The sequence below is a fragment of the Streptomyces sp. DH37 genome, assembly GCF_029813835.1.
Classification (GTDB): domain Bacteria; phylum Actinomycetota; class Actinomycetes; order Streptomycetales; family Streptomycetaceae; genus Streptomyces.
The window spans coordinates 39767-66343 of sequence record NZ_JARVKV010000028.1; the positions used below are offsets into that span (position 1 = coordinate 39767).

At 73.9% G+C, this 26577-nt stretch carries 23 protein-coding genes; 20 read left to right on the top strand and 3 right to left on the bottom strand.

The window, feature by feature from the left end; genetic code table 11:
• Positions 1 to 47: 47 nt before the first annotated feature.
• Positions 48 to 989 (bottom strand): CAP domain-containing protein, encoded by a 942-nt coding sequence (locus QC029_RS15935; protein WP_279556318.1) that lies wholly within the window; start codon positions 987 to 989, stop codon positions 48 to 50.
• 171 nt (positions 990 to 1160) lie between these two features.
• Between QC029_RS15935 and QC029_RS15940 the strand changes: the two genes are divergently transcribed.
• The 5 genes from QC029_RS15940 to ftsY all read left to right on the top strand — a co-directional run bounded on the left by QC029_RS15940 (position 1161) and on the right by ftsY (position 8792).
• A complete protein-coding gene (locus tag QC029_RS15940) occupies positions 1161 to 1478 on the top strand; it encodes an acylphosphatase (protein ID WP_279556319.1) in 318 nt (105 codons plus the stop codon).
• A 283-nt stretch (positions 1479 to 1761) separates the two neighbouring features.
• A complete protein-coding gene (locus QC029_RS15945) occupies positions 1762 to 1971 on the top strand; it encodes a hypothetical protein (protein WP_279556320.1) in 210 nt (69 codons plus the stop codon).
• 176 nt (positions 1972 to 2147) lie between these two features.
• Complete coding sequence (gene smc, locus QC029_RS15950) at positions 2148 to 5723, top strand: chromosome segregation protein SMC (RefSeq protein ID WP_279556321.1); 3576 nt, start codon at positions 2148 to 2150, stop codon at positions 5721 to 5723.
• 152 nt (positions 5724 to 5875) lie between these two features.
• The gene (locus tag QC029_RS15955) at positions 5876 to 7405 is read left to right on the top strand and encodes a sugar porter family MFS transporter (protein WP_279556322.1); all 1530 of its coding nucleotides are present in this window, start codon (positions 5876 to 5878) and stop codon (positions 7403 to 7405) included.
• A 154-nt stretch (positions 7406 to 7559) separates the two neighbouring features.
• The gene (gene ftsY, locus QC029_RS15960) at positions 7560 to 8792 is read left to right on the top strand and encodes a signal recognition particle-docking protein FtsY (protein ID WP_279556323.1); all 1233 of its coding nucleotides are present in this window, start codon (positions 7560 to 7562) and stop codon (positions 8790 to 8792) included.
• A 99-nt stretch (positions 8793 to 8891) separates the two neighbouring features.
• On the opposite strand, the gene QC029_RS15965 is transcribed toward ftsY, so the two are convergent.
• Complete coding sequence (locus tag QC029_RS15965) at positions 8892 to 9581, bottom strand: bifunctional DNA primase/polymerase (RefSeq protein ID WP_279556324.1); 690 nt, start codon at positions 9579 to 9581, stop codon at positions 8892 to 8894.
• A 338-nt stretch (positions 9582 to 9919) separates the two neighbouring features.
• On the opposite strand from QC029_RS15965, the gene QC029_RS15970 reads away from it, so the two are divergent.
• The 5 genes from QC029_RS15970 to ffh all read left to right on the top strand — a co-directional run bounded on the left by QC029_RS15970 (position 9920) and on the right by ffh (position 17579).
• Entirely contained in the window at positions 9920 to 11494 is a 1575-nt protein-coding gene (locus tag QC029_RS15970; protein WP_279556325.1) for a hypothetical protein, read from the top strand.
• Between the two features lie 381 nt (positions 11495 to 11875).
• Positions 11876 to 13168 (top strand): ammonium transporter, encoded by a 1293-nt coding sequence (locus QC029_RS15975; RefSeq protein ID WP_279556326.1) that lies wholly within the window; start codon positions 11876 to 11878, stop codon positions 13166 to 13168.
• Complete coding sequence (locus tag QC029_RS15980) at positions 13165 to 13503, top strand: P-II family nitrogen regulator (RefSeq protein ID WP_279556327.1); 339 nt, start codon at positions 13165 to 13167, stop codon at positions 13501 to 13503. Before QC029_RS15975 ends, QC029_RS15980 begins: the two co-directional genes overlap by 4 nt.
• Positions 13504 to 13525: 22 nt before the next feature.
• Positions 13526 to 15946, top strand: a complete 2421-nt coding sequence (locus tag QC029_RS15985) for a [protein-PII] uridylyltransferase (RefSeq protein WP_279556328.1) — start codon at positions 13526 to 13528, stop codon at positions 15944 to 15946.
• 76 nt (positions 15947 to 16022) lie between these two features.
• Entirely contained in the window at positions 16023 to 17579 is a 1557-nt protein-coding gene (gene ffh / locus QC029_RS15990) for a signal recognition particle protein (RefSeq protein ID WP_279556329.1), read from the top strand.
• 67 nt (positions 17580 to 17646) lie between these two features.
• Here the strand turns inward: ffh and QC029_RS15995 are convergent, their stop codons facing one another.
• The gene (locus QC029_RS15995) at positions 17647 to 18456 is read right to left on the bottom strand and encodes a methyltransferase domain-containing protein (protein ID WP_279556330.1); all 810 of its coding nucleotides are present in this window, start codon (positions 18454 to 18456) and stop codon (positions 17647 to 17649) included.
• 219 nt (positions 18457 to 18675) lie between these two features.
• Here QC029_RS15995 and proS point away from each other — a divergent pair, with 219 nt between their 5' ends.
• The 10 genes from proS to lepB (QC029_RS16045) all read left to right on the top strand — a co-directional run bounded on the left by proS (position 18676) and on the right by lepB (QC029_RS16045) (position 26515).
• Positions 18676 to 20091 carry a proline--tRNA ligase gene (gene proS, locus QC029_RS16000; RefSeq protein ID WP_279556331.1) on the top strand — a complete coding sequence of 472 codons (1416 nt, stop codon included), beginning with the start codon at positions 18676 to 18678 and terminating at the stop codon, positions 20089 to 20091.
• A 147-nt stretch (positions 20092 to 20238) separates the two neighbouring features.
• The gene (locus tag QC029_RS16005; protein WP_279556332.1) at positions 20239 to 20889 is read left to right on the top strand and encodes a hypothetical protein; all 651 of its coding nucleotides are present in this window, start codon (positions 20239 to 20241) and stop codon (positions 20887 to 20889) included.
• A 230-nt stretch (positions 20890 to 21119) separates the two neighbouring features.
• Entirely contained in the window at positions 21120 to 21554 is a 435-nt protein-coding gene (gene rpsP / locus QC029_RS16010; protein ID WP_279556333.1) for a 30S ribosomal protein S16, read from the top strand.
• 2 nt (positions 21555 to 21556) lie between these two features.
• A complete protein-coding gene (locus QC029_RS16015; RefSeq protein ID WP_279556344.1) occupies positions 21557 to 21796 on the top strand; it encodes an RNA-binding protein in 240 nt (79 codons plus the stop codon).
• A 133-nt stretch (positions 21797 to 21929) separates the two neighbouring features.
• Positions 21930 to 22505: a ribosome maturation factor RimM gene (gene rimM, locus QC029_RS16020; protein ID WP_279556334.1), complete on the top strand. Its 576-nt coding sequence runs from the start codon at positions 21930 to 21932 to the stop codon at positions 22503 to 22505.
• Complete coding sequence (gene trmD, locus QC029_RS16025) at positions 22505 to 23329, top strand: tRNA (guanosine(37)-N1)-methyltransferase TrmD (protein ID WP_279556335.1); 825 nt, start codon at positions 22505 to 22507, stop codon at positions 23327 to 23329. Before rimM ends, trmD begins: the two co-directional genes overlap by 1 nt.
• 130 nt (positions 23330 to 23459) lie before the next feature.
• Complete coding sequence (gene rplS, locus QC029_RS16030) at positions 23460 to 23807, top strand: 50S ribosomal protein L19 (protein WP_093662139.1); 348 nt, start codon at positions 23460 to 23462, stop codon at positions 23805 to 23807.
• Between the two features lie 126 nt (positions 23808 to 23933).
• Entirely contained in the window at positions 23934 to 24575 is a 642-nt protein-coding gene (gene lepB / locus QC029_RS16035; RefSeq protein ID WP_279556336.1) for a signal peptidase I, read from the top strand.
• Positions 24568 to 25623, top strand: coding sequence for a signal peptidase I (lepB, locus tag QC029_RS16040; protein ID WP_279556337.1), 1056 nt, complete (start codon positions 24568 to 24570; stop codon positions 25621 to 25623). The genes lepB (QC029_RS16035) and lepB (QC029_RS16040) overlap by 8 nt, the downstream gene beginning before the upstream one ends.
• Positions 25550 to 26515 carry a signal peptidase I gene (gene lepB, locus QC029_RS16045; RefSeq protein ID WP_279556345.1) on the top strand — a complete coding sequence of 322 codons (966 nt, stop codon included), beginning with the start codon at positions 25550 to 25552 and terminating at the stop codon, positions 26513 to 26515. Before lepB (QC029_RS16040) ends, lepB (QC029_RS16045) begins: the two co-directional genes overlap by 74 nt.
• Positions 26516 to 26577 lie beyond the last annotated feature (62 nt).

Consider the following 26577-nt stretch of genomic DNA (forward strand, 5'->3'; position numbering starts at 1 on the left):
GCGCCCGCCGCCGGGAGCGGGGCGGCGGGCGTCCGGCCGGGAGGCGGTCAGAAGCCGAAGTTCTGCGTCCACCACGGGCCGCCCTCGGCGAAGTGCGCGCCCACGCCCAGGGTCCGGTAGTCGCAGTTGAGGATGTTGGCGCGGTGGCCGGGGCTGTCCATCCAGGCGTCCATCACCGACTGGGCGTTCGCCTGGCCGCGGGCTATGTTCTCGCCGCCGAGGTTGTCGATGCCCGCCGCCTCGGCGCGGTCCCAGGGGGTGTCGCCGTCGGGGCCGGTGTGGGAGAAGAAGCCCTGGGCGGCCATGTCCCGGCTGAACTCCCCGGCCAGTTCGGCCAGTTCGGGATCGGCGGTGACCGGCCGGCAGCCGGCCTTGGCCCGCTCCAGGTTGACCAGCCTCAGCACCTCGGCCTCGGCGGCCGTCTCCTCGTCGGGGGAGGGGGAGCCCGGGGCCGTGGGCCTGTGGGAGGAGGCGGGGGGCTCGCTCGGGGCGCCGGGGGTTCCGGAGGACTCGCGGGGGGTGTCGTTCCCGCCGGCCGGGGGCGTACTGCTGTGCGACGGGGTCGGCTCGGCCGGCTTCCCGGACGGTGTGGCGTCCGGCTTCTCCGGGCCGGGACCGCGCGGGGATTCGGCGCCGGGCGAGGTGGTGCGGCCGTCGCCGCGGCTGGCGGTGGAGCCGTCGCCGCGGTCGTCCGGGGCGGGCGGCGTCACCGCGCCCTGGGTCTGCAGGTCCGACAGGCCGCCGCCCGGGGTCACGCCGGAGGGAGGGGCGAATCCACCGACGGTGTAGTCGCCGTTCGGGCCGGGGAGCAGTCCCGAGGCCACCGCCACGGCGCCCATCGCCATCGCTGCCGAGGCCCCGAGGAGGCCGGTGCGGACGGGAGCGGCGCTCCGCTTGCGGTGCGGGCCGCGGTGGCGCCCGCCCGCCGCGCGGCTCGGTGTGACGGGGGCCGGAGCGGGAACCGGTTCGGCGCGGCGGTGGCGTCCCATCTGCTGCAGTCCTCACGTGATCGGCGTCACTTATGTCACTCGAAAGAGTGAGACCCGTTGCGGCGTGACTGTACGGCATCCCCGGGAGGCGGAGGAGCGAACAGCGGAAACGTGAGCGGGAAGGGGCGTGGGGTGTGTGGCAGCGGCGTGCGTCCGGATAGCGTGCGCCTCATGGGTACGGAGACGGAGGGCGCCGGTGAGGGCGCGGCCGGGGAGGCCGTACGGATGACGGCCTGGGTGCGCGGGCGGGTGCAGGGGGTCGGTTTCCGCTGGTTCACCCGGGCCAGCGCGCTGCGGATCGGCGGACTGGAGGGTTTCGCGCTCAATCTCGGCGACGGCCGGGTGCAGGTGGTCGCCGAGGGGCCGCGGGAGCGCTGCGAACAGCTGCTGGAGTGGCTCCGTACGGGTGACACGCCGGGCCGGGTGGAGGGTGTGACCGAGATCTGGGGTCCGCCGCGCGGGGGCTACGAGGGCTTCGCGATCCGATGATCCAAAGCGGTTGCCTTTCACCGCGTGACGTGCAAGGCTGCGGCCAGTGTCACCCCCACAGGACCCCGCGGGCCCTCCGGCAACTTGAGTGCCGTCGAGTCAAGGCCGCCGGGGCGCGCGGCGTGATCGTGTTGACCGTCAAAACTTTTGGTGAGACGCTGGAAGCCCCGCGCACCGCAGCTGTTCGGCCTTCGGAACGAAGGCATAACAGCAACCGCGGGTGCGAATCCCTCACGACCCACCACCGTTTCGGTCGGTCACTCAGTGTGGAGGACCATCCATCATGGCAAAGGCGCTTCTCGGTTACGTCGGCGGTTCCGACCCCCGAGTCCTCGCCGAGATGCGACGGCTGCAGCAGCGTGTTCAGGACCTGGAATCCGAGCTCGTACGGATCCAGGCCGAGAACGACGCGCTGTCGGCCGCCGCTGCACGGCACGGCGAGTCGCTGCTGGACAGCATCGACGTATCCAAGGCGGAGCCTGCGCTCACCTGACCGGCCGGTCCGGGGAGCACAGCGCCAAGCCGCTGGAGAAAACTGCAAGGGACGCTTCGGCGTCCCTTCGTCGTTTCCGGCCCGGGTGTGGCGCTTACCGTGTGATGTGCCCCACCCGTTCAGCGGCGAAACTCGCTTCGGTCGTGAAACCGACACCTGGGAGTAAAGTCCGGAACGTGCACCTCAAGAGCCTGACCCTGCGCGGGTTCAAGTCCTTCGCCTCGGCCACGACACTGCGGTTCGAGCCGGGCATCACCTGTGTGGTGGGTCCCAACGGCTCCGGCAAGTCCAACGTCGTGGACGCGCTGTCGTGGGTGATGGGCGAGCAGGGTGCCAAGTCGCTGCGCGGCGGCAAGATGGAGGACGTCATCTTCGCCGGGACGGCGGGCCCCTCCGGCCGCCCCGCGCTCGGCCGGGCCGAGGTCTCCCTGACCATCGACAACTCCGACGGCGCGCTGCCCATCGAGTACGCCGAGGTCACCATCACGCGGATCATGTTCCGCAACGGCGGCAGCGAGTACCAGATCAACGGCGACACCTGCCGTCTGCTGGACATCCAGGAGCTGCTGTCGGACTCCGGAATCGGCCGCGAGATGCACGTCATCGTCGGACAGGGGCAGCTCGACTCCGTCCTGCACGCCGACCCGGCCGGCCGCCGCGCCTTCATCGAGGAGGCGGCCGGCGTCCTCAAGCACCGCAAGCGCAAGGAGAAGGCGCTGCGGAAGCTGGACGCGATGCAGGCCAACCTCGCCCGCGTCCAGGACCTGACCGACGAACTGCGCCGCCAGCTCAAGCCGTTGGGGCGGCAGGCGGCCGTCGCCCGCCGCGCCGCGGTGATCCAGGCCGATCTGCGCGACGCCCGGCTGCGGCTGCTCGCCGACGACCTGGTCGCCCTGCGCGCGGCCCTCAGGGCCGAACTCGCCGACGAGGCCGCGCTCAAGGGGCGCAAGGAGGCGGTGGAGGGCGACCTGAAGGAGGCGCTGCGGCGCGAGGCCGTGCTGGAGGAGCGGCTCAGGGAGCTGGCCCCGCGGCTGGAGCGGGCGCAGCGGACCTGGTACGAGCTGTCGCAGCTCGCCGAGCGGGTGCGCGGCACCATGAACCTGGCCGACGCCCGGGTCCGCAGCGCCTCCGCCGAGCCCGCCGAGGAGCGCCGGGGGCGCGACCCGGAGGACATGGAGCGCGAGGCCGCCCGGATCCGCGAGCAGGAGGCGGAGCTGACGGCGGCGCTGGAGGCGGCGAGCCGGGCCCTGGAGGACACCGTCGCGCACCGCGCGGAGCTGGAGCGGGCCCTGGCCGGGGAGGAGCGGCGGCTGAAGGACGCCGCCCGCGCCATCGCCGACCGCCGCGAGGGGCTGGCCCGGCTGCACGGCCAGGTCACCGCCGCCCGCGGCCGGGCCGCCTCCGCGCAGGCCGAGATCGACCGGCTGGCCACCGCCCGGGACGAGGCGGCCGAGCGCGCGGCGGCGGCCCAGGAGGAGTACGAGGCGCTGCGCACCGAGGTGGACGGCCTGGACGCGGACGACGCCGAACTGGCCGAGGGCCACGACGCGGCCAAGCGCGAACTGGCCGAGGCCGAGGCGGCGCTGAGCGCGGCCCGCGAGGCGCTGTCGGCCGCCGAGCGCGAGCGCGCGGCGACCGCCGCCCGCCGCGACGCCCTGGCCCTGGGACTGCGCCGCAAGGACGGCACCGGCGCCCTGCTCGGCGCCCGTGACCGGCTCACCGGACTGCTCGGCCCGGCCGCCGAACTCCTCACCGTCACCCCCGGCTTCGAGGTGCCCGTCGCCGCCGCCCTCGGCCCGGCCGCGGACGCCGTCGCCGTGGACGGGCCCGCCACGGCCGCCGACGCCCTGCGCCTGCTGCGCAAGCACGACGCCGGCCGCGCGGCGCTGGTCCTCGGCGGCGCGCCGGAGGAGCCGGAGAAGGAGGCGCCCGGCGCCCCGGACGTGCCCGGCGCGCGGTGGGCGGCGGACCTGGTGACCGGGCCGGACGCGCTGGTGCCCGCGCTGCGGAGGCTGCTGCGCGGCGTGGCGGTGGTCGGCACCCTCCAGGACGCGGTGGACCTGGTGACCGCGCGTCCGGAGCTGACCGCCGTCACCGCCGAGGGGGACCTGCTCGGCGCCCACGTCGCGCAGGGCGGCTCCGCCGGGGCGCCGTCGCTGCTGGAGGTGCGGGCGTCGGTGGACGAGGCCGCCGCCGAACTGGCCGAACTGGACGGCCGGTGCGAGGAACTGGCCGGGGAACGGGAGCGGGCCCGGGAGCGGCGGCGCGCGTGCGCCGCCCGGGTCGAGGAGCTGGGGGCGCGGCGCAGCGCCGCCGAGAGGGAGAAGTCGCAGGTCGCCGGCCGGCTCGGGCGGCTGGGCGGACAGGCGCGGGCCGCGGCCGGGGAGGCCGGGCGCGCGGCGGCGGCCGTGGCGAAGGCCGAGGAGGCGCTCGCCCGGGCACGGGAGGAGGCCGAGGAGCTCGCCGAGCGGCTGGCGGTGGCCGAGGAGCAGCCGGGCGAGGAGGAGCCGGACACCTCGGTGCGCGACCGGCTGGCGGCCGACGGGGCCAACGCCCGGCAGACGGAGATGGAGGCGCGTCTCCAGGTGCGCACCCACGAGGAGCGCGTCAAGGGGCTCGCCGGACGGGCGGACGCCCTGGACCGGGCGGCGCGCGCCGAGCGGGAGGCGCGGGCGCGGGCGGAGCGCCGGCGCGCCCGGCTGCGGCACGAACGGGAGGTCGCCTCGGCCGTCGCCTCCGGCGCCCGGCAGCTGCTGGCGCACGTGGAGGTGTCGCTGGCGCGCGCCGAGGAGGAGCGGGAGACCGCCCAGCGGGCGAAGGCCGAACGGGAGCGCGAACTGGTCGCCGAGCGCAACCGGGGGCGGGAGCTGAAGGAGGAGCTGGACAAGCTCACCGACTCCGTGCACCGCGGCGAGGTGCTGGGCGCCGAGAAGCGGCTGCGGATCGAGCAGCTGGAGACCAGGTCCCTGGAGGAGCTGGGGGTGGAGCCGGCCGTGCTGATCCGCGAGTACGGCCCCGACCAGCCCGTGCCGCCGTCCCCGCCGGCCGAGGGCGAGCGGCTCCCGGAGGATCCCGACCACCCGCGCAACCGCCCGGTCCCCTTCGTCCGGGCCGAGCAGGAGAAGCGGCTGCGGGCGGCCGAGCGCGCGTACCAGCAGCTGGGCAAGGTGAACCCGCTGGCGCTGGAGGAGTTCGCGGCCCTGGAGGAGCGGCACCGCTTCCTCAGCGAGCAGCTGGAGGACCTGAAGAAGACCAGGGCCGACCTGCTCCAGGTGGTCAGGGAGGTGGACGAACGGGTCGAGCAGGTCTTCACCGAGGCCTACCACGACACCGCCCGCGAGTTCGAGGGCGTCTTCTCGCGGCTCTTCCCCGGCGGCGAGGGGCGGCTGGTCCTCACCGACCCGGAGAACATGCTCACCACGGGCGTGGACGTCGAGGCCCGTCCACCGGGCAAGAAGGTCAAGCGGCTGTCGCTGCTGTCGGGAGGCGAACGCTCGCTGACGGCCGTGGCGCTGCTGGTCTCGATCTTCAAGGCCAGGCCGAGCCCGTTCTACGTCATGGACGAGGTCGAGGCGGCCCTGGACGACACCAACCTCCAGCGGCTCATCGGGATCATGAAGGAGCTGCAGGAGAGTTCCCAGCTCATCGTGATCACCCACCAGAAGCGGACCATGGAGGTCGCCGACGCCCTCTACGGCGTCTCGATGCAGGGCGACGGGGTGTCGAAGGTCATCAGCCAACGGCTCCGCTGAGGCTCCCGCACGCGGCTTCGGCCTTCACTCTTGCTTCACTTCCCGAACGTAAAAAGTCACACTCGTGATCCATTTCGGATCCTGCCCCGCTATTGACTTCAATTTTTGAAGGAATAGTCTCTGCATGGTTGTCCGTGCCTTCAAGCAGCGGCATGCCATCGTGCGTGCCGGGTACAAGGCGGCAACAACGTGACACCACCACCCGGCACCCCACCCGGCACCGTCGCCGGGGACCGCAGGAGTACACCGTGACCAGCACCGCGCAGGTGAGACCGGACGGGCCGGACACCCCGGCCGTACGGCACCGGCACCTCAGACACGTCGTCTTCATCGCCGCCGCCGCGGCGATGGGGGGCTTCCTCTTCGGCTACGACAGTTCCGTGATCAACGGTGCGGTCGAGGGCATCCGCGGCAGATTCGACGTCGCCTCCGGCGCGCTCGCCCAGGTCATCGCCGCGGCCCTGATCGGTGCCGCGATCGGCGCCGCCACCGCGGGCCGGCTCGCCGACCGGCTCGGCCGCATCCGGGTGATGCAGATCGCCGCGGTGCTCTTCGCCCTCAGCGCCATCGGCTCCATGCTCCCCTTCACCCTGTGGGACCTGGCCTTCTGGCGGACCCTGGGCGGTGTCGCCATCGGGATGGCCTCGGTGATCGCCCCCGCCTACATCGCGGAGGTCGCCCCGGCCGAGTACCGCGGCCGGCTCGCCTCCTTCCAGCAGGCCGCGATCGTGCTGGGCATCGCCGTGTCCCAGCTCGTCAACTGGGGCGTGCTGAACCTCGCCGACGGCGAGCAGCGCGGGCGGCTGCTGGGCGTCGAGGCATGGCAGCTCATGCTCGGCATCGAGGTCGTCCCCGCGGTGCTGTACGGGCTGCTGACCCTGCGCATACCCGAGTCCCCGCGCCACCTCGTCGCCCAGGGCCGGGCCGACGAGGCCAGGGCCGTCCTCGCGGACGTCGAGCCCGCCGGAACCGACCTGGACGCCCGGATCGCCGGGATCGAGGAGCGCATGCGCGGCGAGCGCAAGCCGAGCCTGCGCGACCTGCTGGGGGGCCGCTTCGCCCTGCTGCCGATCGTCTGGGTGGGCATCGGCCTGTCGCTGTTCCAGCAGCTGGTCGGCATCAACGTGATCTTCTACTACAGCGCCTCGCTGTGGCAGTCGGTCGGCATCGACCCCAACAGCTCCTTCCTCTACTCCTTCACCACCTCGATCATCAACATCGTCGGCACGGTGATCGCGATGCTCCTGGTGGACCGGATCGGCCGCAAGCCCCTGGCCCTGATCGGCTCCACCGGCATGGCGCTCTCCCTCGGCGCCGCGGCCTGGGCCTTCTCCTACAAGAGCGGCACCGGCGACGACATCACCCTGCCCGACCTCCAGGGCACCGTCGCGCTCGTCGCCGCGCACTCCTTCGTCCTCTTCTTCGCCCTCTCCTGGGGCGTGGTGGTCTGGGTGATGCTCGGCGAGATGTTCCCCAACCGCATCCGCGCCGCGGCCCTCGGCGTCGCCGCCGGCGCCCAGTGGGTGGCGAACTGGCTGATCACCGTCACCTTCCCGAGCCTGTCGGACTGGAACCTCTCGGGCGCGTACGTCATCTACACCGTCTTCGCCCTGCTCTCCATCCCGTTCATCCTCAAGTTCGTACCGGAGACCAAGGGCAGGGCGCTGGAGGAGATGGGCTGAGCCCCGCGCCTCCCCGCCCCTCCCCGCGCCGCCACGGGCGCCGCCCCGGCCTCCACCGAGCCGGGGCGGCGCCCGCGTCCGCGCCGGGACGCGCACGGCGCCGCCGGGGCGGACAGGCGTGCCGCGGCCGCCCGTGGCCGATACTGGACGAGTTATGGACATCCTCATCCTTGCCGTAGTCATCGCCGTGGTCGCCGTCGTGGCGATCGGCGGACTGGTGGTCACCGGCGTCCGCAAGAAGAAGACGCCGCGACCGGACCGCTCCGCCCCCCCTCCGACCATCACCGCGCCCCCGACCGAACCGCAGGTCGGTGAGGAGGCCGGGCCTCCCCGCGCGGAGGAACGCCGCACCATCGAAGAGGTCGAGCTGCCGCAGCCCCCGGTCGGGGCGACGGACGCGGAGGCCGCCGCGCCCCCCGCGCCCCCGCAGCCCGGGATCGAGGTGCCCGCACCCACCGCCGGACGCCTGGTGCGGCTGCGCGAGCGCCTGTCGCGCTCCCAGAACACCCTGGGCCGGGGCCTGCTCACCCTGCTCTCCCGCGACCACCTCGACGAGGACACCTGGGAGGAGATCGAGGACACCCTGCTCACCGCCGACGTCGGCGTCGCCCCCACCCAGGAGCTGGTCGAGCGGCTGCGCGAGCGGGTGAGGGTGCTGGGCACCCGTACGCCCGCCGAACTGCGCGCCCTGCTGCGCGAGGAGCTGCTGACCCTGATCGGCACCGATCTGGACCGCACCGTCCACACCGAGGGCGGCGTGTCGTCCGAGGGCGTGGTGCGGCCGGGCGTGGTGCTGGTCGTCGGCGTCAACGGCACCGGCAAGACCACCACCACCGGCAAGCTCGCCCGCGTCCTGGTCGCCGACGGCAGGTCCGTGGTCCTCGGCGCCGCCGACACCTTCCGCGCCGCCGCCGCCGACCAGCTCCAGACCTGGGGCGAGCGCGTCGGCGCCCGCACCGTCCGCGGCCCCGAGGGCGGCGACCCGGCGTCGGTCGCCTTCGACGCGGTCAAGGAGGGCATCAACGAGAGCGCGGACGTCGTGCTCGTCGACACCGCGGGACGGCTGCACACCAAGACCGGCCTGATGGACGAGCTGGGCAAGGTCAAGCGCGTGGTGGAGAAGCACGGCCCGGTCGACGAGGTCCTGCTCGTCCTGGACGCCACCACCGGGCAGAACGGCCTGATCCAGGCCCGGGTCTTCGCCGAGGTCGTGGACGTCACCGGCATCGTGCTCACCAAGCTCGACGGCACGGCCAAGGGCGGCATCGTCATCGCCGTCCAGCGCGAGCTGAAGGTCCCGGTCAAGCTGGTGGGCCTGGGAGAGGGCGCGGACGACCTGGCGCCGTTCGAGCCGGAGGCGTTCGTCGACGCCCTGCTCGGCGACTGACGCACCGCGCGGGAGACGCCCCGCCGCGAACGGCCGCGGGCGGCCGGGAACGCGGCGGGGCCCGGGCGGGGAGCGCCGGACGGAGCGCCCGGACGCGGATCAGGCGCGGGGCAGCTCGCGGTGGCAGACGTACGCCAGGGTGCCCACCAGCAGCCTGGCCTGCGGGGGACGGCCCGCCCCCTCCAGGGTGGGCGGCCGCAGCCACCGGACCGGGCCGAGCCCGCCGAGGTCGGAGGGCGGCGCGGTGACGTGGTCGCCCGGGCCGAGGCCGCGCAGGTCCAGCACCGCGTCGTCCCAGCCCATCCGGTACAGCAGCCGGGGGAGGCCGGCGGCGGCGCCGGGGGCCACGAAGAACCAGGCGCGGCCGTGCGGGGCGACGGCGACCGGTCCGAGCGGCAGCCCCATCCGCTCCAGCCGGGCCAGCGCGCGGCGCCCGGCCGCCTCGGAGACCTCGATGACGTCGAAGGCGCGGCCCACCGGCAGCAGCAGCGCGGCGCCGGGCACCCGCTCCCAGGCCCTGGTGGCCTCGTCCAGCGTCGCGCCGGCCGGCACCCGGAGCGACTCGTCCAGGGGGTGGGCGCCGGGGGAGGGGCAGCCGGGGTCCCCGCAGGTGCACTCGGTACGGCCGCCGCCGCGCGTGGCGCGCGCTCCGGGGACGACGTCCCAGCCCCACAGACCGGTGTACTCGGCCACGGCCGTGCACACCGGGGCGCGGCCCCGGCGCCGGGTGCCGGACCGCAGTTCCCGGAGCTCCCGGATCTCGCGGATGCTGCCGATGGTGAAGCCCATGCCCCCTCCAACGGGTCCCGTGTGCTCTTGGTTACGAAACCGTCGCACGGAGCGACGCCGGGTGGCCCGGGTCGAAGTGGAGCGACGGGGTCTGGATAGGGGTGCGCCGGTCGACGCGCGCCCCTGGTACGCATCGCTTCAACCGGTCGCGGGCGCCCTGGGTCAAGTGAACCGCGCGGAGCGCTCCTTGGATTCATCCGAAGGGGTGGCGAATGGTGGCGGTTTTGCAATTTCACTCGCCACATCAGTGATCGTAGGATTACTTTCGGTTCACACGGCGACACAGACACACGGAAGACGTCCGGCGTGCGCCTATGCCGGAGGCATGCCGAGAGGCCATGCGGGCCGGGGACAGGACGCGTACGGGCCGGGATGGGGGCGTTCCAGTGGGCGGCAACGGCAGCAGCGGCGGAAGCGGTACCGCCGGGAAGCGCCCGAACGAACAGCTCGCCTCGTGGTTCGTGCGCAGCGGCTGGTCCAAGGGCGAGCTGGCCCGGCAGGTGAACCGCCGCGCACGCCAGATGGGCGCGCACCACATCAGCACCGACACCTCCCGGGTGCGCCGCTGGCTCGACGGCGAGCAGCCGCGCGAGCCGATCCCGCGCATCCTCTCCGAGCTGTTCTCCGAGCGCTTCGGCTGCGTGGTCGCCGTCGAGGACCTGGGGCTGCGCACCGTCCGCCAGACGGCCTCCGCCGGCGGTGTCGACCTGCCCTGGACGGGGCCGCAGACCGCGGCGATGATCAGTGAGTTCTCGCGCAGCGACCTGATGCTGGCCCGCAGCGGCTTCCTGGGCGCCTCCCTGGGCATGGCCGCCGGGCCCGCCCTGATCGAGCCGATGCAGCGCTGGCTGGTGCCCAACCCGGCCGGACCGCTCCCCGGCGAGCGGACCCCCGGCGCCCCGGCGGCCCCCCCGCGGGAGCGCGGCGCGCGCCGCGCGCACCGGCTGTCGGGGCCGGAGCTGGAACTGCTGGAGCAGACGATCGTGATGTTCCGCCAGTGGGACGCCCAGTGCGGCGGCGGACTGCGGCGCAAGGCCGTCGTCGGCCAGCTCCACGAGGTCACCGACCTCCTCCAGGACCACCACACCGAGCCGGTGCGGCAGCGGCTGTTCGGGGTCACCGCCGAGCTGGCGGAGCTGGCCGGGTGGATGAGCTACGACGTCGGGCTCCAGCCCACCGCCCAGAAGTACTTCGTCCTCGCCCTGCACGCCGCCAAGGAGGCCGGCGACCGGCCGCTGGGCTCGTACGTGCTGTCCGGCATGAGCCGCCAGATGATCCACCTGGGCCGCCCCGAGGACGCGCTGGAGCTGATCCACCTCGCGCAGTACGGCGGCCGCGAGGGGGCCACCCCCCGCACCCAGGCCATGCTGTACGCGCTGGAGGCGCGCGCGTACGCCAACATGGGCCGGCCCGACAAGTGCCACCGGGCGGTGCGGATGGCCGAGGAGACCTTCGCCGAGGCCGCGCCGGGCGACGCCGACCCGGACTGGATCTCCTTCTTCTCCGAGGCCGAGCTGAACGCCGAGAACGCCCACTCCTACCGCGACCTCGCCTACGTGGCGGGCCGCAGCCCCGCCTACACCTCGCTCGCCCAGCCGGCGATGCAGCGGGCCGTGGACCTGTTCGGCCGCGAGTGCGGCGAGGACGGCAGCGGCCACCAGCGCTCCTACGCGCTCAGCCTCGCCGGCATGGCCACCGTCCACCTGCTGCAGCGCGAGCCCGAGTGGTGCGCCGAGATGGCCGGCCGGGCGCTGGAGGTGGCGCAACGTCTCCGCTCGGAGCGGGTCGACAACCGCATCCGCAAGACGGTGGCCACGGCGGCCCGGGAGTTCGGGGACGTCGCCGAGGTCGTCGAGCTCACCGAGCGGCTCGCCGGGGCGCTGCCCGAGGGCGAGGCCGCCCTCGCGGGCTGACCCGGCCCGGCCGATCCCGCCGCCGCCCCACTCCACTCCGCCCCGCCGTCCCACCCCGCCGCCCCCGCCGTCCCTTCCCGGCCGCCTCCGCGCCGTTCCCGGGTTGTTATACGACCGTGACGGCCGTGCCGGCCCGCGCCCGCCCCGCACGGCCTCCGCGCCCGGTCGGGGCGGTACGCGGTACGGGCGGCGGCAGGCCGGACCCGCGGCCGCGCTGCCTCCGCCGGCGGGTGCGTTCATCCGGCCGTAACACGGGACGCGCCTTCGTCACGGCCGCGAAACGCCGCGCTGCACCGGCGGAAACGGGGCTTCGGAAATCTGTGGCTCATCCTGACCCCCAGATCCGCCCCCACGGGTCGCGTACGCGAGGAGACGCCCACATTGAACGGCGCGGATACCGCTTTCGTACTGATCAGCGCGGCGCTGGTCATGTTGATGACGCCCGGTCTGGCCCTGTTCTACGGCGGCATGGTCCGGGTCAAGAGCGCCCTGAACATGCTCATGATGTCCTTCATCTCCCTGGGCGTCGTGAGCGTCCTGTGGGTGCTCTACGGTTACTCGCTCGCCTTCGGCACCGACACCGGCGGCCTGATCGGCAACCTCGAGTACGCCGGCCTGAGCGGCATCGACGTCGAGACGCTGACCGGCGGCACGGAGGGCATCCCGGTCTTCGCCTTCGTCCTCTTCCAGCTCATGTTCGCCGTCCTGACGCCCGCCCTGATGAGCGGCGCCCTGGCCGACCGCGTGAAGTTCAGCGCCTGGGCGCTGTTCATCACCCTGTGGGCCACGGTCGTCTACTTCCCCGTCGCGCACTGGGTGTGGGCCGAGGGCGGCTGGCTGTTCGAACTCGAGGTCATCGACTTCGCCGGCGGCACCGCCGTCCACATCAACGCCGGCGTCGGCGCGCTGGCCGCCGTCCTCGTGGTCGGCAAGCGCATCGGCTTCAGGAAGGAGCCCATGCGGCCCCACAGCCTCCCGCTGGTGGTCCTCGGCGCCGCCCTGCTGTGGTTCGGCTGGTTCGGCTTCAACGCCGGCTCCGCGCTGGGCGCGAACGGCACCGCCGCCACCATGGCCCTGAACACGCAGGTCGCCACCGCCGCCGCCATCCTGGGCTGGCTGCTGTACGAGCGCGTCCGGCACGGCGCCTTCACCACCCTGGGAGCCGCCTCCGGCGCCGTCGCCGGCCTGGTCGCCATCACCCCCGCCGGCGCGCACGTCAACGCCGTCGGCGCGATCGTCATCGGCCTGGTGGCCGGTCTGGTCTGCTCCTGGGCCGTCAGCCTCAAGTACAGGCTCGGCTACGACGACTCCCTGGACGTCGTCGGCGTCCACCTCGTCGGCGGCGTCATCGGCACCCTGCTGGTCGGCGTCCTGGCCGTCGACGGCGTGGGCGGCCTCACCCAGCTGGGCAAGCAGGCCACCGGCGCCTTCTCGGTGATGGCCTTCTCCTTCGTGGTCTCCTGGATCCTCGCCAAGCTGGTCGACGTCACCGTCGGCTTCCGGGCGAGCGAGGACGACGAGACCGCCGGCCTGGACCAGGCGTACCACGCCGAGACCGCGTACGACTTCAGCGCGGTGGGCGGCTCGCCCGCGTCCCGCGGCACCGCCGGGTTCGCCGGCGCGCACAACGACAGCGCGACGGCCCCGTCGCCCGACAGGAAGGTGGACGCGTGAAGCTCATCACCGCAGTCATCAAGCCGCACCGACTCGACGAGGTGAAGGAGGCGCTCCAGGCGTTCGGCGTCCAGGGCCTCACCGTCACCGAGGCCAGCGGGTACGGACGGCAGCGCGGCCACACCGAGGTGTACCGCGGCGCGGAGTACACCGTCGACCTCGTCCCCAAGGTCCGCATCGAGGTCCTGGCCGAGGACGAGGACGCCGAGCAGCTCGTCGACGTGGTCGTCAAGGCCGCCCGCACCGGCAAGATCGGCGACGGCAAGGTCTGGAGCGTCCCCGTCGAGACGGCGGTACGCGTCCGCACCGGCGAACGCGGCCCGGACGCGCTGTGACCGGGCCGGGGCGGAAGACCGCATGACCACGGCGCCCGACGGCTACGCGGCGGCCCGGCTGCGCCTCCTCACCGGGGGGTCGCGGTCCGGGCCGCCGCGCCGCGCCGCCCTGGCCGGGATCACCGACGCCTGGCTCGCCTCGCTGCTGGGCGACGCGGGGCGGGGGGTCGCGCTCGTCGCCGTCGGCGGCTACGGCCGCGGGGAGCTCTCCCCGCGCAGCGACCTGGACCTGCTCCTCCTGCACACCGGCCGGGGCGCGGACGAGGTCGCCGCCCTCGCCGACCGCGTCTGGTACCCCGTCTGGGACCTCGGGATCGCCCTGGACCACTCGGTGCGCACCCCCGGCGAGGCCGAGCGGGCCGCGGCCGGCGACCTCAAGGTGCAGCTCGGCCTGCTCGACGCCCGGCACGTCGCCGGCGACCCGGAGCTCACCGCCGCGCTGCGCACCCGGATGCTCGCCCGGTGGCGCGCCGACGCCCCCCGGCGGCTGCCCGAGCTGCGCGAGGCGGTCGAGGAGCGCGCCCGCCGCCACGGCGAGCTGCGCTTCCTCCTCGAACCCGACCTCAAGGAGGCCCGCGGCGGCCTGCGCGACGCCACCGCCCTGCGCGCGGTGGCCGCCTCCTGGCTGGCCGACGCCCCCCGCGATGGCCTGGACGAGGCCCGCCGCACCCTCCTCGACGTGCGCGACGCCCTCCACCTGACCACCGGCCGCGCCGGCGACCGGCTCGCCCTCCAGGACCAGGACCAGGTCGCCGAGGCCCTCGCGCTGCCGGACGCGGACGCGCTGCTGCGCCGGGTGTACGAGGCGGCGCGGGTGATCTCCTACGCCGGCGACGTCACCTGGCGCGAGGTGGGCCGGGTGCTGCGCGCCCGCCGCCCGCGCCCGGGGCGCGCCGCGCGGTCCGCCCCGCGCGCCCCGCTGGCCGAGAACGTCGTCGAGCAGGACGGCGAGGTGGTGCTCGCCCGTACCGCGCGCCCCGAACGCGACCCCGTACTGCCGCTGCGCGCCGCCGCCGCGGCGGCCCAGGCCGGGCTGCCGCTGGCGCGCCCCGCCCTGCGGAAGATGGCCGCCGCCGCGCCGCCGCTGCCGGTGCCCTGGCCCGCCGAGGCCCGCGAGGAGTTCGTCACGCTGCTCGGCGCGGGCGAGGCCGCCGTCGGGGTGTGGGAGGCGATGGAGGCGGAAGGGCTGGTCACCGCCCTGCTGCCGGACTGGGAGCGGGTGCGCTGCCGACCGCAGCGCAACCCCGTGCACCGCTGGACCGTCGACCGCCACCTGATCGAGACCGCGGTACGGGCCGGCGCGCGCGTCCGCCGCGTCCACCGCCCCGACCTGCTGCTGGTCGCCGCGCTGCTGCACGACATCGGCAAGGGCTGGCCCGGCGACCACAGCGTCACCGGCGAGACCATCGTCCGCGACCTGGCCGCCCGCATGGGCTTCGACGCCGCCGACACCCAGACCCTGGCCACCGTCGTCCGCCACCACCTGCTGCTGGCCGAGACCGCCACCCGGCGCGACCTGGACGACCCGGCCACCGTCCGCACCGTCGCCGAGGCCGTCGGCGACACCGGCACCCTGGAACTGCTGCACGCGCTGACCGAGGCCGACGCCCTGGCCACCGGGCCCGCCGCCTGGTCGGCCTGGCGCGCCGGACTCGTGGCCGACCTGGTGAAGCGGGCCGGCGCGGTGCTCGCGGGGGAGACGGAGGAAGCGGGGGAGCGGGAGCGCCCCGCCCCCCGGCCCACCGCCGAGGCCGAACGGCTGGCCGCCGAGGCGTGGCGCACCGGCGGGCCGGTGCTCTCCCTGCGCACCCGGGCCGAGACCCTCGCCGAGGCGGACCGGGCGGACCAGGCCGGGAAGGACGCGGGCCCGGAACCGGTCGGCGTCGAACTCCTCATCGCCCTGCCGGACCAGCCCGGCGTCCTGCCCGCCGCCGCAGGCGTCCTGGCCCTGCACCGGCTGACCGTGCGCGCCGCCGACCTGCGTGCCGTCGACCTCCCGGGCCGGGGACCCGTCCTGCTGCTGAACTGGCGGGTGGCCGCCGAGTACGGCTCGCTGCCGCAGGCCGCCCGGCTCCGCGCCGACCTGGCGCGCGCCCTGGAGGGCTCCCTCGACGTCCCCGCCCGCCTCGCCGAACGGGAGAGGGCCCACTCCCGCGCCCGCCGGCGCGGCGCCGGGGCCCCGCCGCCGAGGGTGGCCCTCGCCCCGGCCGGGTCGCGGCTGGCGACGGTGATCGAGGTGCGCGCACAGGACGCCCCCGGACTGCTGTACCGCATCGGGCGGGCCCTGGAGGACGCCGGCGTCACCGTGCGCAGCGCCCGGGTCAGCACCCTCGGCGCCAACGCGGTGGACGCCTTCTACGTCACCGGCCCCGACGGCGCTCCGCTGCCGCCGCGGGAGGCCGCCGGGCTCGCCCGGGAGCTGGAGCGGGCCCTGGGCGGCTGACCGCACCGCGGGCGGGCCGATACTCTTGGAGGTCGACCGCCGACACCGCCACCAACGCGAAGGATCCGCGACCGACGTGTTCGACACTCTCTCCGATCGCCTCACAGCGACGTTCAAGAACCTCAGGGGCAAGGGCCGTCTGAGCGAGGCGGACATCGACGCCACGGCGCGCGAGATCCGTATCGCCCTGCTGGAGGCGGACGTCGCCCTGCCCGTGGTGCGGGCCTTCATCAAGCAGGTCAAGGAACGCGCCCTCGGTGCCGAGGTCTCCAAGGCGCTGAACCCGGCCCAGCAGGTCATCAAGATCGTCAACGAGGAGCTGATCGGCATCCTCGGCGGCGAGACCCGCCGCCTGCGGTTCGCCAAGAACCCGCCGACGGTGATCATGCTCGCCGGTCTGCAGGGCGCGGGCAAGACCACCCTGGCGGGCAAGCTGGGGCGCTGGCTCAAGACCCAGGGGCACACCCCTCTGCTGGTCGCCTGCGACCTCCAGCGCCCCAACGCCGTCAACCAGCTCACCGTCGTCGCCGAGCGCGCGGGGGTGGGCATCTACGCGCCGGAGCCGGGCAACGGCGTCGGCGACCCGGTGAAGGTCGCCGAGGACTCGATCGAGTACGCCCGCGCCAAGCAGTACGACGTCGTCATCGTCGACACCGCCGGCCGCCTGGGCATCGACTCCGAGATGATGCGGCAGGCCGCCGACATCCGCGACGCCGTCCGTCCCGACGAGGTCCTCTTCGTCGTCGACGCCATGATCGGCCAGGACGCGGTCAACACCGCCGAGGCGTTCCGCGACGGCGTCGGCTTCGACGGCGTGGTGCTCTCCAAGCTCGACGGCGACGCCCGCGGCGGCGCGGCCCTGTCGATCGCCCACGTCACCGGCCGCCAGATCATGTTCGCCTCCAACGGCGAGAAGCTGGACGAGTTCGACGCGTTCCACCCGGACCGCATGGCGTCCCGCATCCTGGGCATGGGCGACGTCCTCAGCCTCATCGAGAAGGCCGAGCAGACCTTCAGCCGGCAAGAGGCCGAGCAGATGGCCGCCAAGCTGGCCAAGGGTCCCAAGGAGTTCACGCTCGACGACTTCCTGGCCCAGATGGAGCAGGTCCGCAAGATGGGCTCCATCTCCAAGCTGCTGGGGATGATGCCCGGCATGGGGCAGATCCGGGAGCAGATCGACAACATCGACGAGCGCGACGTGGACCGCACCGCCGCGATCATCAAGTCGATGACCCCGGCCGAGCGCACCGACCCCACGATCATCAACGGCTCGCGGCGGGCCCGCATCGCCCGCGGCTCCGGCGTGGACGTCAGCGCGGTGAAGAACCTCGTGGAGCGCTTCTTCGAGGCCCGCAAGATGATGTCGAAGATGGCCCAGGGCGGGATGCCGGGCATGCCGGGGATGCCGGGGATGCCCGGGATGGGCGGCGCCCGGAAGAAGGGCAAGCAGCAGAAGAAGGCCAAGGGCAAGCAGCGCTCGGGCAACCCGATGAAGCGCAAGGCCGACGAGCAGGCCCTCGCCGAGCGCCGCGCGGCCGGCCAGGGAGGCGCCTTCGGGCTGCCCGGAGCGGGCCAGGGCCCGGAGGACTTCGAGCTGCCCCAGGAGTTCAAGGACCTCCTCCCGCCGAAGTGACGCGGCTCGCGCCGAAGTGACGCGGCCCGCCGCGGACGACGGCCGCACGCGCGCCGGGCGGCGGCCGTCACGTCATGGCGACCACGTAGCGGAACAGGTTCTGCATCCACACCGTGCCGTCCGGCCGTACGTGGGGGCGCAGCGCCTCCGCCAGCTCCTTGGTGACCTGTCCCTCGTCCGTCGCCCGCACGGCCGCGTCGTACAGCCCCGTGGAGATCAGCCCGCGCACCGCGCTGTCCAGGTCGGCGTAGCCGAAGGGGCACGCCACCCGCCCCGAGCCGTCGGGCCGCAGCCCGGCCCGGCGCGCCAGGTCCTCCAGGTCGTCCCGGCCGCCCGGCCGCCAGCACCGGCCCACCGCGCGCCGCGGCTCGGCCAGCCGCTCGGCCACCCGCAGCGCGGGGGCCGCCGCGCACCGTTCGGCCGGCCCCCAGCCCGCCAGCACCACCGGCACGCCCCGCCCGGCCGCCTCCGCCACCCGGGCGAGCACGGCGGCGTCCGGCAGGGTGTCGAAGGCGGTCACCAGCGTCGGCGGCGGCCCCTCGCGCAGGGCCGCGCCGTCCGGTCCGCCGTCCGGCCCGCCGGGCAGCACCCGCGCGGTCCAGTGCCGCGCGCCCCACTGCGGCTCCGGCAGCAGCCGCTGCCGGGCCAGCTCCAGGCGTGCCTCGTCGGTGTCCGTCCCCGTGACGGTCGCGCCCCGGGCCGCCGCCATCACCAGCGCCAGGCCCGAGCCGCAGCCCAGGCCCAGCACATGCGTGTGCCGTCCGACCTCGAAACGCTCGTAGACCGCCTCGTAGAGCGGAACCAGCATCCGTTCCTGAATCTCCGCCCAGTCCCGGGCGGGCCGCGGGAGGTGCCGCTGTGCGAGCGTGGGTGCCATCGCAACATCCCCATTCCGATGGAAGGATCGCCGGATAACCGGCCGCCGTCTCGTCCCCCGAGAGGTGTCCCTGTTCCCGAAAGCCAGGGAACTGCGCATCTGTCCCCGAGTCCAGAGGGTGCGCCGGGGTGTTTCCACCCGCGCTTCCCGCGCGCACTCCCACGGTCCCCCGACAACCCGATTCACGCATCCGCAGCAGACCGCCGTAACATGCGCGACATGGCAAAGGCTCCCGTACTCACCCCCCAGGCGGAGGACTTCCCGCGCTGGTACCAGGACGTGATCAACAAGGCCGAGCTGGCCGACAACGGACCGGTGCGCGGCACCATGGTCATCCGGCCGTACGGGTACGGGCTCTGGGAGCGGATGCAGCAGGAGATGGACGCCCGCATCAAGGCCGCGGGCGCCGACAACGCCTACTTTCCCCTGTTCATCCCGCAGTCCTACCTGACCAGGGAGGCCGACCACGTCGAGGGCTTCGCCCCCGAGCTGGCGGTCGTCACGCACGGCGGAGGCAAGGAGCTGGAGGAGCCGGTCGTCGTCCGGCCGACCTCCGAGACGATCGTCAACGAGTACTTCTCCAAGTGGGTGCAGAGCTACCGCGACCTGCCCCTGCTGGTCAACCAGTGGGCCAATGTGGTGCGCTGGGAAATGCGTCCGAGGGTCTTCCTGCGAACGAGTGAGTTCCTGTGGCAGGAGGGGCACACCGCCCACGCCACCTACGAGGACGCCCGCGACTACGCCGCCCGCATCCACCGCGAGGTCTACGCGGACTTCATGGTCAACGTCCTGGGCGTCGACGTGGTGCTCGGCCGCAAGACCGCCAGGGAGCGCTTCGCCGGCGCCATCAACACCCTCACCCTGGAGGGCATGATGGGCGACGGCAAGGCGCTGCAGATGGGCACCAGCCACGAGCTGGGCCAGAACTTCGCCAAGGCGTTCGACACCCGCTACCTGTCGAAGGACGGCGAGCGGGAGCTGGTCTGGCAGACCTCCTGGGGCACCTCCACCCGCATGGTCGGCGGTCTGATCATGACCCACGGCGACGACAGCGGGCTGCGCGTCCCGCCGCGCCTGGCCCCCGTCCAGGCCGTCGTCCTGGCGATCAAGGGCGACGACGCGGTGCTGGCCAAGGTCCGCGAGGTCGGCGAGCGGCTCGCCGCCGCCGGGGTCCGGGTGCGCGTGGACGACCGCACCGACACCCCCTTCGGCCGCCGCGCGGTGGACTGGGAGCTCAAGGGCGTGCCGCTGCGCGTCGAGATCGGCCCGCGCGACCTGGAGGGGGGCACCGCGATGCTGGTCCGCCGTATCGCCGGGGGCAAGGAGCCGGTGGCGATCGACGCCCTGGCCGAGCTGTGCCCGAGGATCCTGGAGGAGGACCAGGCCCTGCTGCTGCGCCAGTCCCGCGAGCGCCGCGAGGCCCGGACCTCGGACGTGCGGACGGTGGAGGAGGCCGCCGAGGTCGCCACCGGCGGCGGCTGGGCCCGCATCCCGTGGGCCGACCTGGGGCCGGAGGGCGAGGCGAGGCTCGCGGAGCAGGCCGTCACGGTGCGCTGCCTGGTCGGCGAGGACGGGGCGGTGCCGGAGTCCGACGACGCCCCCGGTACGGTGGCCGTGGTCGCCCGTTCCTACTGAGGCGTTCCGCGGCGTCACACAGGGTTCTACTGACGGGTCAGTACGTCCCCGCTTGGGCGGGTGGGGCGGGTCCTCCCCGGATCGGCGCACCCGCCCCCGTCGGGCACGCATCAACCTGAACTGACTGGTACGTGCAAATTATTTGGGATGCCCCGTAATCGGAACACCGGGACACCCTGGCTCGTTGTGCACGACGTGAGCACGACACCACCTGTACTCGCCGCCGAACTGGCACTCGCGTGGGCCGACATTCAACGGCACCACCCGGAGCTGCCGGACCTGGCCGCGCCCGAATCGCTGATCGGGGAGTCGTCGTCCGCCTGCGGCGCCGAGCTCTCCTTCGAACGGCTGCTGCACGAGGCCGTCCACGGGATCGCCGCCGCCCGCGGAGTCCGGGACACCTCGCGCGCCGGCCGCTACCACAACCGCCGCTTCCTGGCGATCGCCGAGGAGCTGGGCCTGGAGCACTCGGAGGAGCCGCATCCGAGCAGCGGCTTCTCGCTGGTCGTGATGAAGCCCGAGACCAGGAAGCGCTACCGGCCCACCATCGAGCGCCTCCAGCGCGCCCTGCGCGCCCACAGCGTCGCCACCGCCACCGACACCTCCCGCACCTTCCGCGGCCCCGCCGCGCGGCACGGTTCGTCGGGCGGCGGGGTGCGGGTCAAGGCCGTGTGCGACTGCGGACGCAACGTCCGGGTCGTCCCGTCGGTCCTGGCCCAGGCGCCGATCATGTGCGGGGCCTGCGGGAAGCCGTTCCGCATCCCGGAGAAGGAGAAGGAGGCGGTCGGCGTGGGCTGAGGCGCGGGGCGGCGCCGCCGCCGGGACGCGCCGGTCCGGGAGGGACCGGGGGAGCCGGGGGGAGACCGGCTGCCCCGGCGAGGTGTGGCACAATGGGCGGCTGTACTCGACAGCCGCACAGGACCCCTCTCTCCTCCGGCTGACGCGTCCATCGGACACCTCGGGTACCACAACCCCACGTGGCATCCCGCCGTGTCCCACCACGCCAAAGACCAGGAGACACCACAGCCGTGGCAGTCAAGATCAAGCTGAAGCGACTGGGCAAGATCCGTTCGCCTCACTACCGCATCATCGTCGCCGACTCCCGCACCCGTCGCGACGGCCGGGCCATCGAGGAGATCGGTCTGTACCACCCGGTGCAGAACCCCTCGCGCATCGAGGTCGACTCGGAGCGCGTCCAGTACTGGCTGGGTGTCGGCGCGCAGCCGACCGAGCCGGTCCTGGCCATTCTCAAGGTCACCGGCGACTGGCAGAAGTTCAAGGGCCTGCCCGCCCCGGAGCCGATGAAGGTCGCCGAGCCCAAGGCCGACAAGCGCGCCCTCTTCGAGGCCGCCGCCAAGGCGTCGGCCGACGAGCCCAAGGGTGAGGCCATCACCCCGAAGGCGAAGAAGGCCGACAAGAAGGCGGACGAGGCCGAGGCCGCCGCCGAGTCGACCGAGGCGTGACCATGCTGGAAGAGGCCCTCGACCATCTGGTGAAGGGCATCGTCGACCACCCCGACGAGGTGCAGGTCGCCTCCCGCACCCTGCGTCGCGGGCGCGTGCTGGAGGTCCGGGTCCACCCCGACGACCTCGGCAAGGTGATCGGCCGCAACGGCCGCACCGCACGCGCGCTGCGCACCGTCGTGGGCGCTCTCGGCGGACGGGGCGTCCGCGTCGACCTCGTCGACGTGGACCAGGTCCGCTGAGGGCCGCAGCACACAGCGCAAGGCACCGGCACGGGCCGGGGGCGGCACCGCCGCCCCCGGCCCGTGCCCGTGACCGCACGCCGTACGAGAACGCCGCATGAGAACGCCGCACGAGAACCTGGAGTGACGAGCAGTGCAGCTGGTAGTCGCGCGCATCGGCCGCGCCCACGGCATCAAGGGCGAGGTCACGGTGGAGGTGCGCACCGACGAGCCCGAGGTGCGTCTCGCCCCCGGCGCGGTCCTGGCCACCGACCCCGCCTCCGCGGGTCCGCTGACCATCGAGTCCGGGCGCGTCCACAGCGGCCGGCTGCTGCTGCGCTTCGCGGGCGTGGGGGACCGCACCGCCGCCGAGGCGCTGCGGAACACCCTGCTGATCGCCGAGGTCGACCCGGAGGAGACCCCCGAGGACCCCGACGAGTACTACGACCACCAGCTGATCGACCTCGACGTCGTCACCCGCGACGGCACCCCGGTCGGCCGGATCGAGGAGATCTCGCACCTGCCCTACCAGGACCTGCTCGTGGTGCGGAAGACCGACGGCGGCGAGGTGCTCGTCCCCTTCGTCGGCGAGATCGTGCCCGAGATCGACCTCGCGGCGCAGCGGGCCGTCATCGACCCGCCGCCGGGGCTCCTGGACGACCGCGCCGAGGTCGCCGGCTCCCGTCCCGAGCGCGGTGCGCCGGACGGCGGAAGCGGGGACGGGGCCTGATGCGGCTCGACATCGTCACGATCTTCCCCGAGTACCTGGAACCGCTGAACGTCTCCCTGGTGGGCAAGGCACGCGCCCGCGGCCGGCTCGACGTACGCGTCCACGACCTGCGGCAGTGGACCCACGACCGGCACAACACCGTCGACGACACCCCCTACGGCGGCGGCCCCGGCATGGTGATGAAGCCCGAGCCCTGGGGCGAGGCACTGGACGCGGTCATCGCCTCGGGCGACCCGGGCGGGGACGGGGACGGACCGGTCATCGTCGTCCCCACCCCCAGCGGCAGCCCCTTCACCCAGGAGACGGCCGTCGAGCTGGCGGCCGAACCCTGGCTGGTCTTCACCCCCGCCCGCTACGAGGGCATCGACCGCCGCGTCGTCGAGGAGTACGGCGAGCGCTTCCGGGTGCGCGAACTGTCCATCGGCGACTACGTGCTGGCCGGCGGCGAGGCCCCCGTCCTGGTCATGGTCGAGGCCGTCGCCCGTCTGCTGCCGGGCGTCCTGGGCAACGCCGAGTCCCACCGCGACGACTCCTTCGCGCCCGGCGCCATGGCCGACCTCCTGGAGGGCCCCGTCTACACCAAGCCGCCGGTGTGGCGCGGCCGGGACATCCCCGAGGTGCTGCTCAGCGGACACCACGGGAGGATCGCCCGCTGGCGCCGCGACCAGGCCTTCCGCCGCACCGCGCGCTACCGCCCCGACCTCCTGGAACGGTGCGACCCCGCCGCGCTCGACGCCGAGGACCGCAAGCTCCTGGCCGAGCTGGGCTGGGCCGAGCGGCCCGACGGCCGATTTGGGCCCACCGCCCAGGACGTGGAAGAATAGGCCGCTGCCCCACGCCCGGCGCGCGACCCTGCCACAGGGGGACCGACGCCCGCCCGGTACGGCGGCTCACCGAACCCCAACGAACAGTTCCGCCGATGACCTGTGGCATCGGCGAGGAAAGCAGACGGTCATGCACCTTCTCGACAGCGTCGACTCCGCCTCGCTGCGCAGCGACATCCCCAGCTTCCGCCCCGGCGACACCGTCAACGTCCACGTGCGCGTCATCGAGGGCAACCGCTCCCGCGTGCAGCAGTTCAAGGGCGTCGTCATCCGCCGCCAGGGCTCGGGCGTCCGCGAGACCTTCACCGTCCGCAAGGTCAGCTTCAGCGTCGGCGTGGAGCGCACCTTCCCGGTGCACACCCCGGTCGTCGAGAAGATCGAGGTCGTCACCCGCGGTGACGTGCGCCGCGCCAAGCTGTACTACCTGCGCGAGCTGCGCGGCAAGGCCGCGAAGATCAAGGAGAAGCGCGAGCGCTGATCCGCGGCCGGACACGCGGCGGACCCGTGTGCGGCGTCCGCGGCCGGACGCCGGCCGCGCGGTACGGCCGTCGCGCCGCTGTCCCGGCCGGTGCCCGCCGCGCCGCCGGGTTAGGCTCTCGGCTCGATGGACACCGACGAACAGCACACGCGACCCACGGAACGCGACCGCTTCCCGGGCCCCTCACGGGGCCGGGGAGGCCGGTCGCGTTCCGCGCGTCTGGGCGCGGTGGCGGCCGCGGCGGCCGTGCTGCTCCTGCTGGTCCACACCTTCGTGGTGGAGCCGTTCCGCATCCCGAGCGACTCGATGGGGAACACCCTCAAAGCGGGCGACCGCGTCCTGGTGAACAAGCTGGCGTACCGTTTCGGCAACCTTCCCGGACACGGGGACGTTGTGGTGTTCGACGGCACCGGTTCGTTCGACCGGGAACCGTCGGAGGGAACCGACTACGTCAAACGGGTCGTCGGGGTCGGCGGGGACAGGGTCGTGTGCTGTGACGAGCGGGGGAGGATCGAGGTGAACGGCGAACCGGTGGACGAGAGCTACCTGCACCCCGGCGACCGGCCCTCGGCCGTCCCGTTCGACATCCGGGTCCCCGAGGGGCGGCTGTGGGTGATGGGGGACCACCGCTCCCGCTCGAGCGACTCCCGCGACCACCTCGGCGCCCCCGGCGGCGGCACCGTACCGGTGGGGAGGGTGATCGGCCGCGCCGACTGGATCGTCTGGCCGGCCGACCGCTGGACCTCGCTGCGGGGCCCGCATGGGTAGGCGCGGACGGCCGCGCGGGCACCGCGCGGGCACCGCCCCCGGCGGCACACCGGTACAGCCCCGCACCACACTGCGCGGCCCCGGCGAGGGACGGGCCGACCGCCGGCGCGCGGCCAAGCGGATCAAGCGCCGGCGCCGCCTGTCGGTGACCAAGGAGATACCCATCCTGGTGGGCGTGGCGCTGCTGATCGCGCTGGTGCTCAAGACGTTCTTGGTCCAGGCGTTCGTCATCCCCTCGGGCTCGATGGAGCAGACGATCAGGATCGACGACCGGGTGCTGGTGGACAAGCTCACGCCCTGGTTCGGCTCGCGCCCCGAACGCGGCGACGTGGTGGTGTTCAAGGACCCCGGGGGCTGGCTGCCCCCCGAGGAGGCGCCGGAGCGGAACGACCCCGTCGGCATCAAGCAGGGCAGGCAGTTCCTGACGTTCATCGGCCTGCTGCCCTCCGCCGAGGAGCAGGACCTGATCAAACGGGTCATCGGCACCGGCGGCGACACCGTCAGGTGCTGCGACGAGGACGGCCGGGTGACCGTCAACGGCACACCGCTGAACGAGCCCTACCTCCACCCCGGCAACGCCCCCTCGCAGATGCGCTTCGAGGTGAGGGTGCCCGAGAACCGCATCTTCGTGATGGGCGACCACCGCTCCAACTCCGCCGACTCCCGTTACCACCTCCAGGACCCGGGGAAGGGGACCATCCCGGAGAGCCTGGTGGTGGGCAAGGCCGTGGTGATCGCCTGGCCCTACTCCCACTGGCGACGACTGGAGGAGCCCGAGACCTACGCGTCGGTACCGGACCCGCGCGGCGAGCCCGCCTCCGAGGCCGCGAGCGCCGACAATGACATGGTGCACCTACCGACCCCTGCGGAACTCCCGCTCGTTATGGGAGTGGCAGGCGTGGGTCTGCACCGGCTGGGGCGCGGGCTGCAGCGCGGTACGAACAGTGTCAGTGTGAGGAGTGGATGTGGGGGACGTGGCGGTCGGGGCGCGCTCCGACGCGGACGGACCGGAGCGGCGGACCGGCGAGGAGCCCGTGGAGCGCGGTGAGGAACCGGCCGCGGGTCCGGAGGGCACGGATCCGGACGGCACCGATCCGGACGGCGGAGAGAGAGTGACGGAGAAGAAACAGCGCTCCTTCCTGAAGGAACTCCCCATCCTGATCGGCATCGCGCTGTTGCTGGCACTGCTGATCAAGACGTTCCTCCTCCAGGCGTTCTCCATCCCCTCCGACTCGATGCAGGACACCCTGCAGCGGGGCGACCGGGTGCTGGTGGACAAGCTCACCCCCTGGTTCGGGGCCGAACCCGAGCGCGGCGAGGTCGTCGTCTTCCACGACCCGGGCGGCTGGCTCGACGAGTCGGCGCGGCAGGACACCAACGTGTTCCAGGACTTCATGAGCTTCATCGGCCTGATGCCCTCCGCCGAGGAGCAGGACCTGATCAAGCGGGTCATCGCGGTCGGCGGCGACACCGTCGCGTGCGAGAAGAACGGTCCCGTCACGGTCAACGGCAAGGCCCTGGAGGAGGAGTCCTACATCCGTCCCGGGACGACCCCGTGCGGCAGCGAGGGCTTCGGCCCGGTCAAGGTCCCCGAGGACCGGATCTGGGTGATGGGCGACAACCGGAACAACTCCCTGGACTCCCGTTTCCACCAGCAGCTCCCCGGCCACGGGACGGTCCCCGTGGACGAGGTCGTGGGACGGGCCGTCGTCAAGGCGTGGCCGATCGACCGCTGGGGCACCCTCCCGGTGCCCGACACCTTCGCCGAGCAGGGACTGGCCGCGGCTCCCGCGGCGCTGGGCCTGGCGGGCGCGGTGCCGCTGGTGATGTGGCGGCGGCGCCTGAGGGCGCGGGCGGCGCAGGGGGCGACCGGCGCGGCGGCCGGAACCGCGGGCGAGGCCGGGGCCGCGAGCGGGGCGGGCGAGCGGGCCGCGGGCTGACCCGCGGGCGTACCCGGGGGTAGGGTGCGGCGCAGACCGTCGGTGGACCCAGACCTTCCGGG

What these genes read in the sequence shown, in the direction of transcription:
- QC029_RS15935 (WP_279556318.1), bottom strand. Translation starts at nt 989, where the DNA reads ATGGGACGCCACCGCCGCGCCGAACCGGTTCCCGCTCCGGCCCCCGTC.
- QC029_RS15940 (WP_279556319.1), top strand. Translation starts at nt 1,161, where the DNA reads ATGGGTACGGAGACGGAGGGCGCCGGTGAGGGCGCGGCCGGGGAGGCC.
- QC029_RS15945 (WP_279556320.1), top strand. Translation starts at nt 1,762, where the DNA reads ATGGCAAAGGCGCTTCTCGGTTACGTCGGCGGTTCCGACCCCCGAGTC.
- QC029_RS15955 (WP_279556322.1), top strand. Translation starts at nt 5,876, where the DNA reads ATGCCATCGTGCGTGCCGGGTACAAGGCGGCAACAACGTGACACCACC.
- ftsY (WP_279556323.1), top strand. Translation starts at nt 7,560, where the DNA reads ATGGACATCCTCATCCTTGCCGTAGTCATCGCCGTGGTCGCCGTCGTG.
- QC029_RS15965 (WP_279556324.1), bottom strand. Translation starts at nt 9,581, where the DNA reads ATGGGCTTCACCATCGGCAGCATCCGCGAGATCCGGGAGCTCCGGGAA.
- QC029_RS15970 (WP_279556325.1), top strand. Translation starts at nt 9,920, where the DNA reads ATGCGGGCCGGGGACAGGACGCGTACGGGCCGGGATGGGGGCGTTCCA.
- QC029_RS15985 (WP_279556328.1), top strand. Translation starts at nt 13,526, where the DNA reads ATGACCACGGCGCCCGACGGCTACGCGGCGGCCCGGCTGCGCCTCCTC.
- QC029_RS15995 (WP_279556330.1), bottom strand. Translation starts at nt 18,456, where the DNA reads ATGGCACCCACGCTCGCACAGCGGCACCTCCCGCGGCCCGCCCGGGAC.
- proS (WP_279556331.1), top strand. Translation starts at nt 18,676, where the DNA reads ATGGCAAAGGCTCCCGTACTCACCCCCCAGGCGGAGGACTTCCCGCGC.
- QC029_RS16005 (WP_279556332.1), top strand. Translation starts at nt 20,239, where the DNA reads ATGCCCCGTAATCGGAACACCGGGACACCCTGGCTCGTTGTGCACGAC.
- QC029_RS16015 (WP_279556344.1), top strand. Translation starts at nt 21,557, where the DNA reads ATGCTGGAAGAGGCCCTCGACCATCTGGTGAAGGGCATCGTCGACCAC.
- trmD (WP_279556335.1), top strand. Translation starts at nt 22,505, where the DNA reads ATGCGGCTCGACATCGTCACGATCTTCCCCGAGTACCTGGAACCGCTG.
- rplS (WP_093662139.1), top strand. Translation starts at nt 23,460, where the DNA reads ATGCACCTTCTCGACAGCGTCGACTCCGCCTCGCTGCGCAGCGACATC.
- lepB (WP_279556336.1), top strand. Translation starts at nt 23,934, where the DNA reads ATGGACACCGACGAACAGCACACGCGACCCACGGAACGCGACCGCTTC.
- lepB (WP_279556337.1), top strand. Translation starts at nt 24,568, where the DNA reads ATGGGTAGGCGCGGACGGCCGCGCGGGCACCGCGCGGGCACCGCCCCC.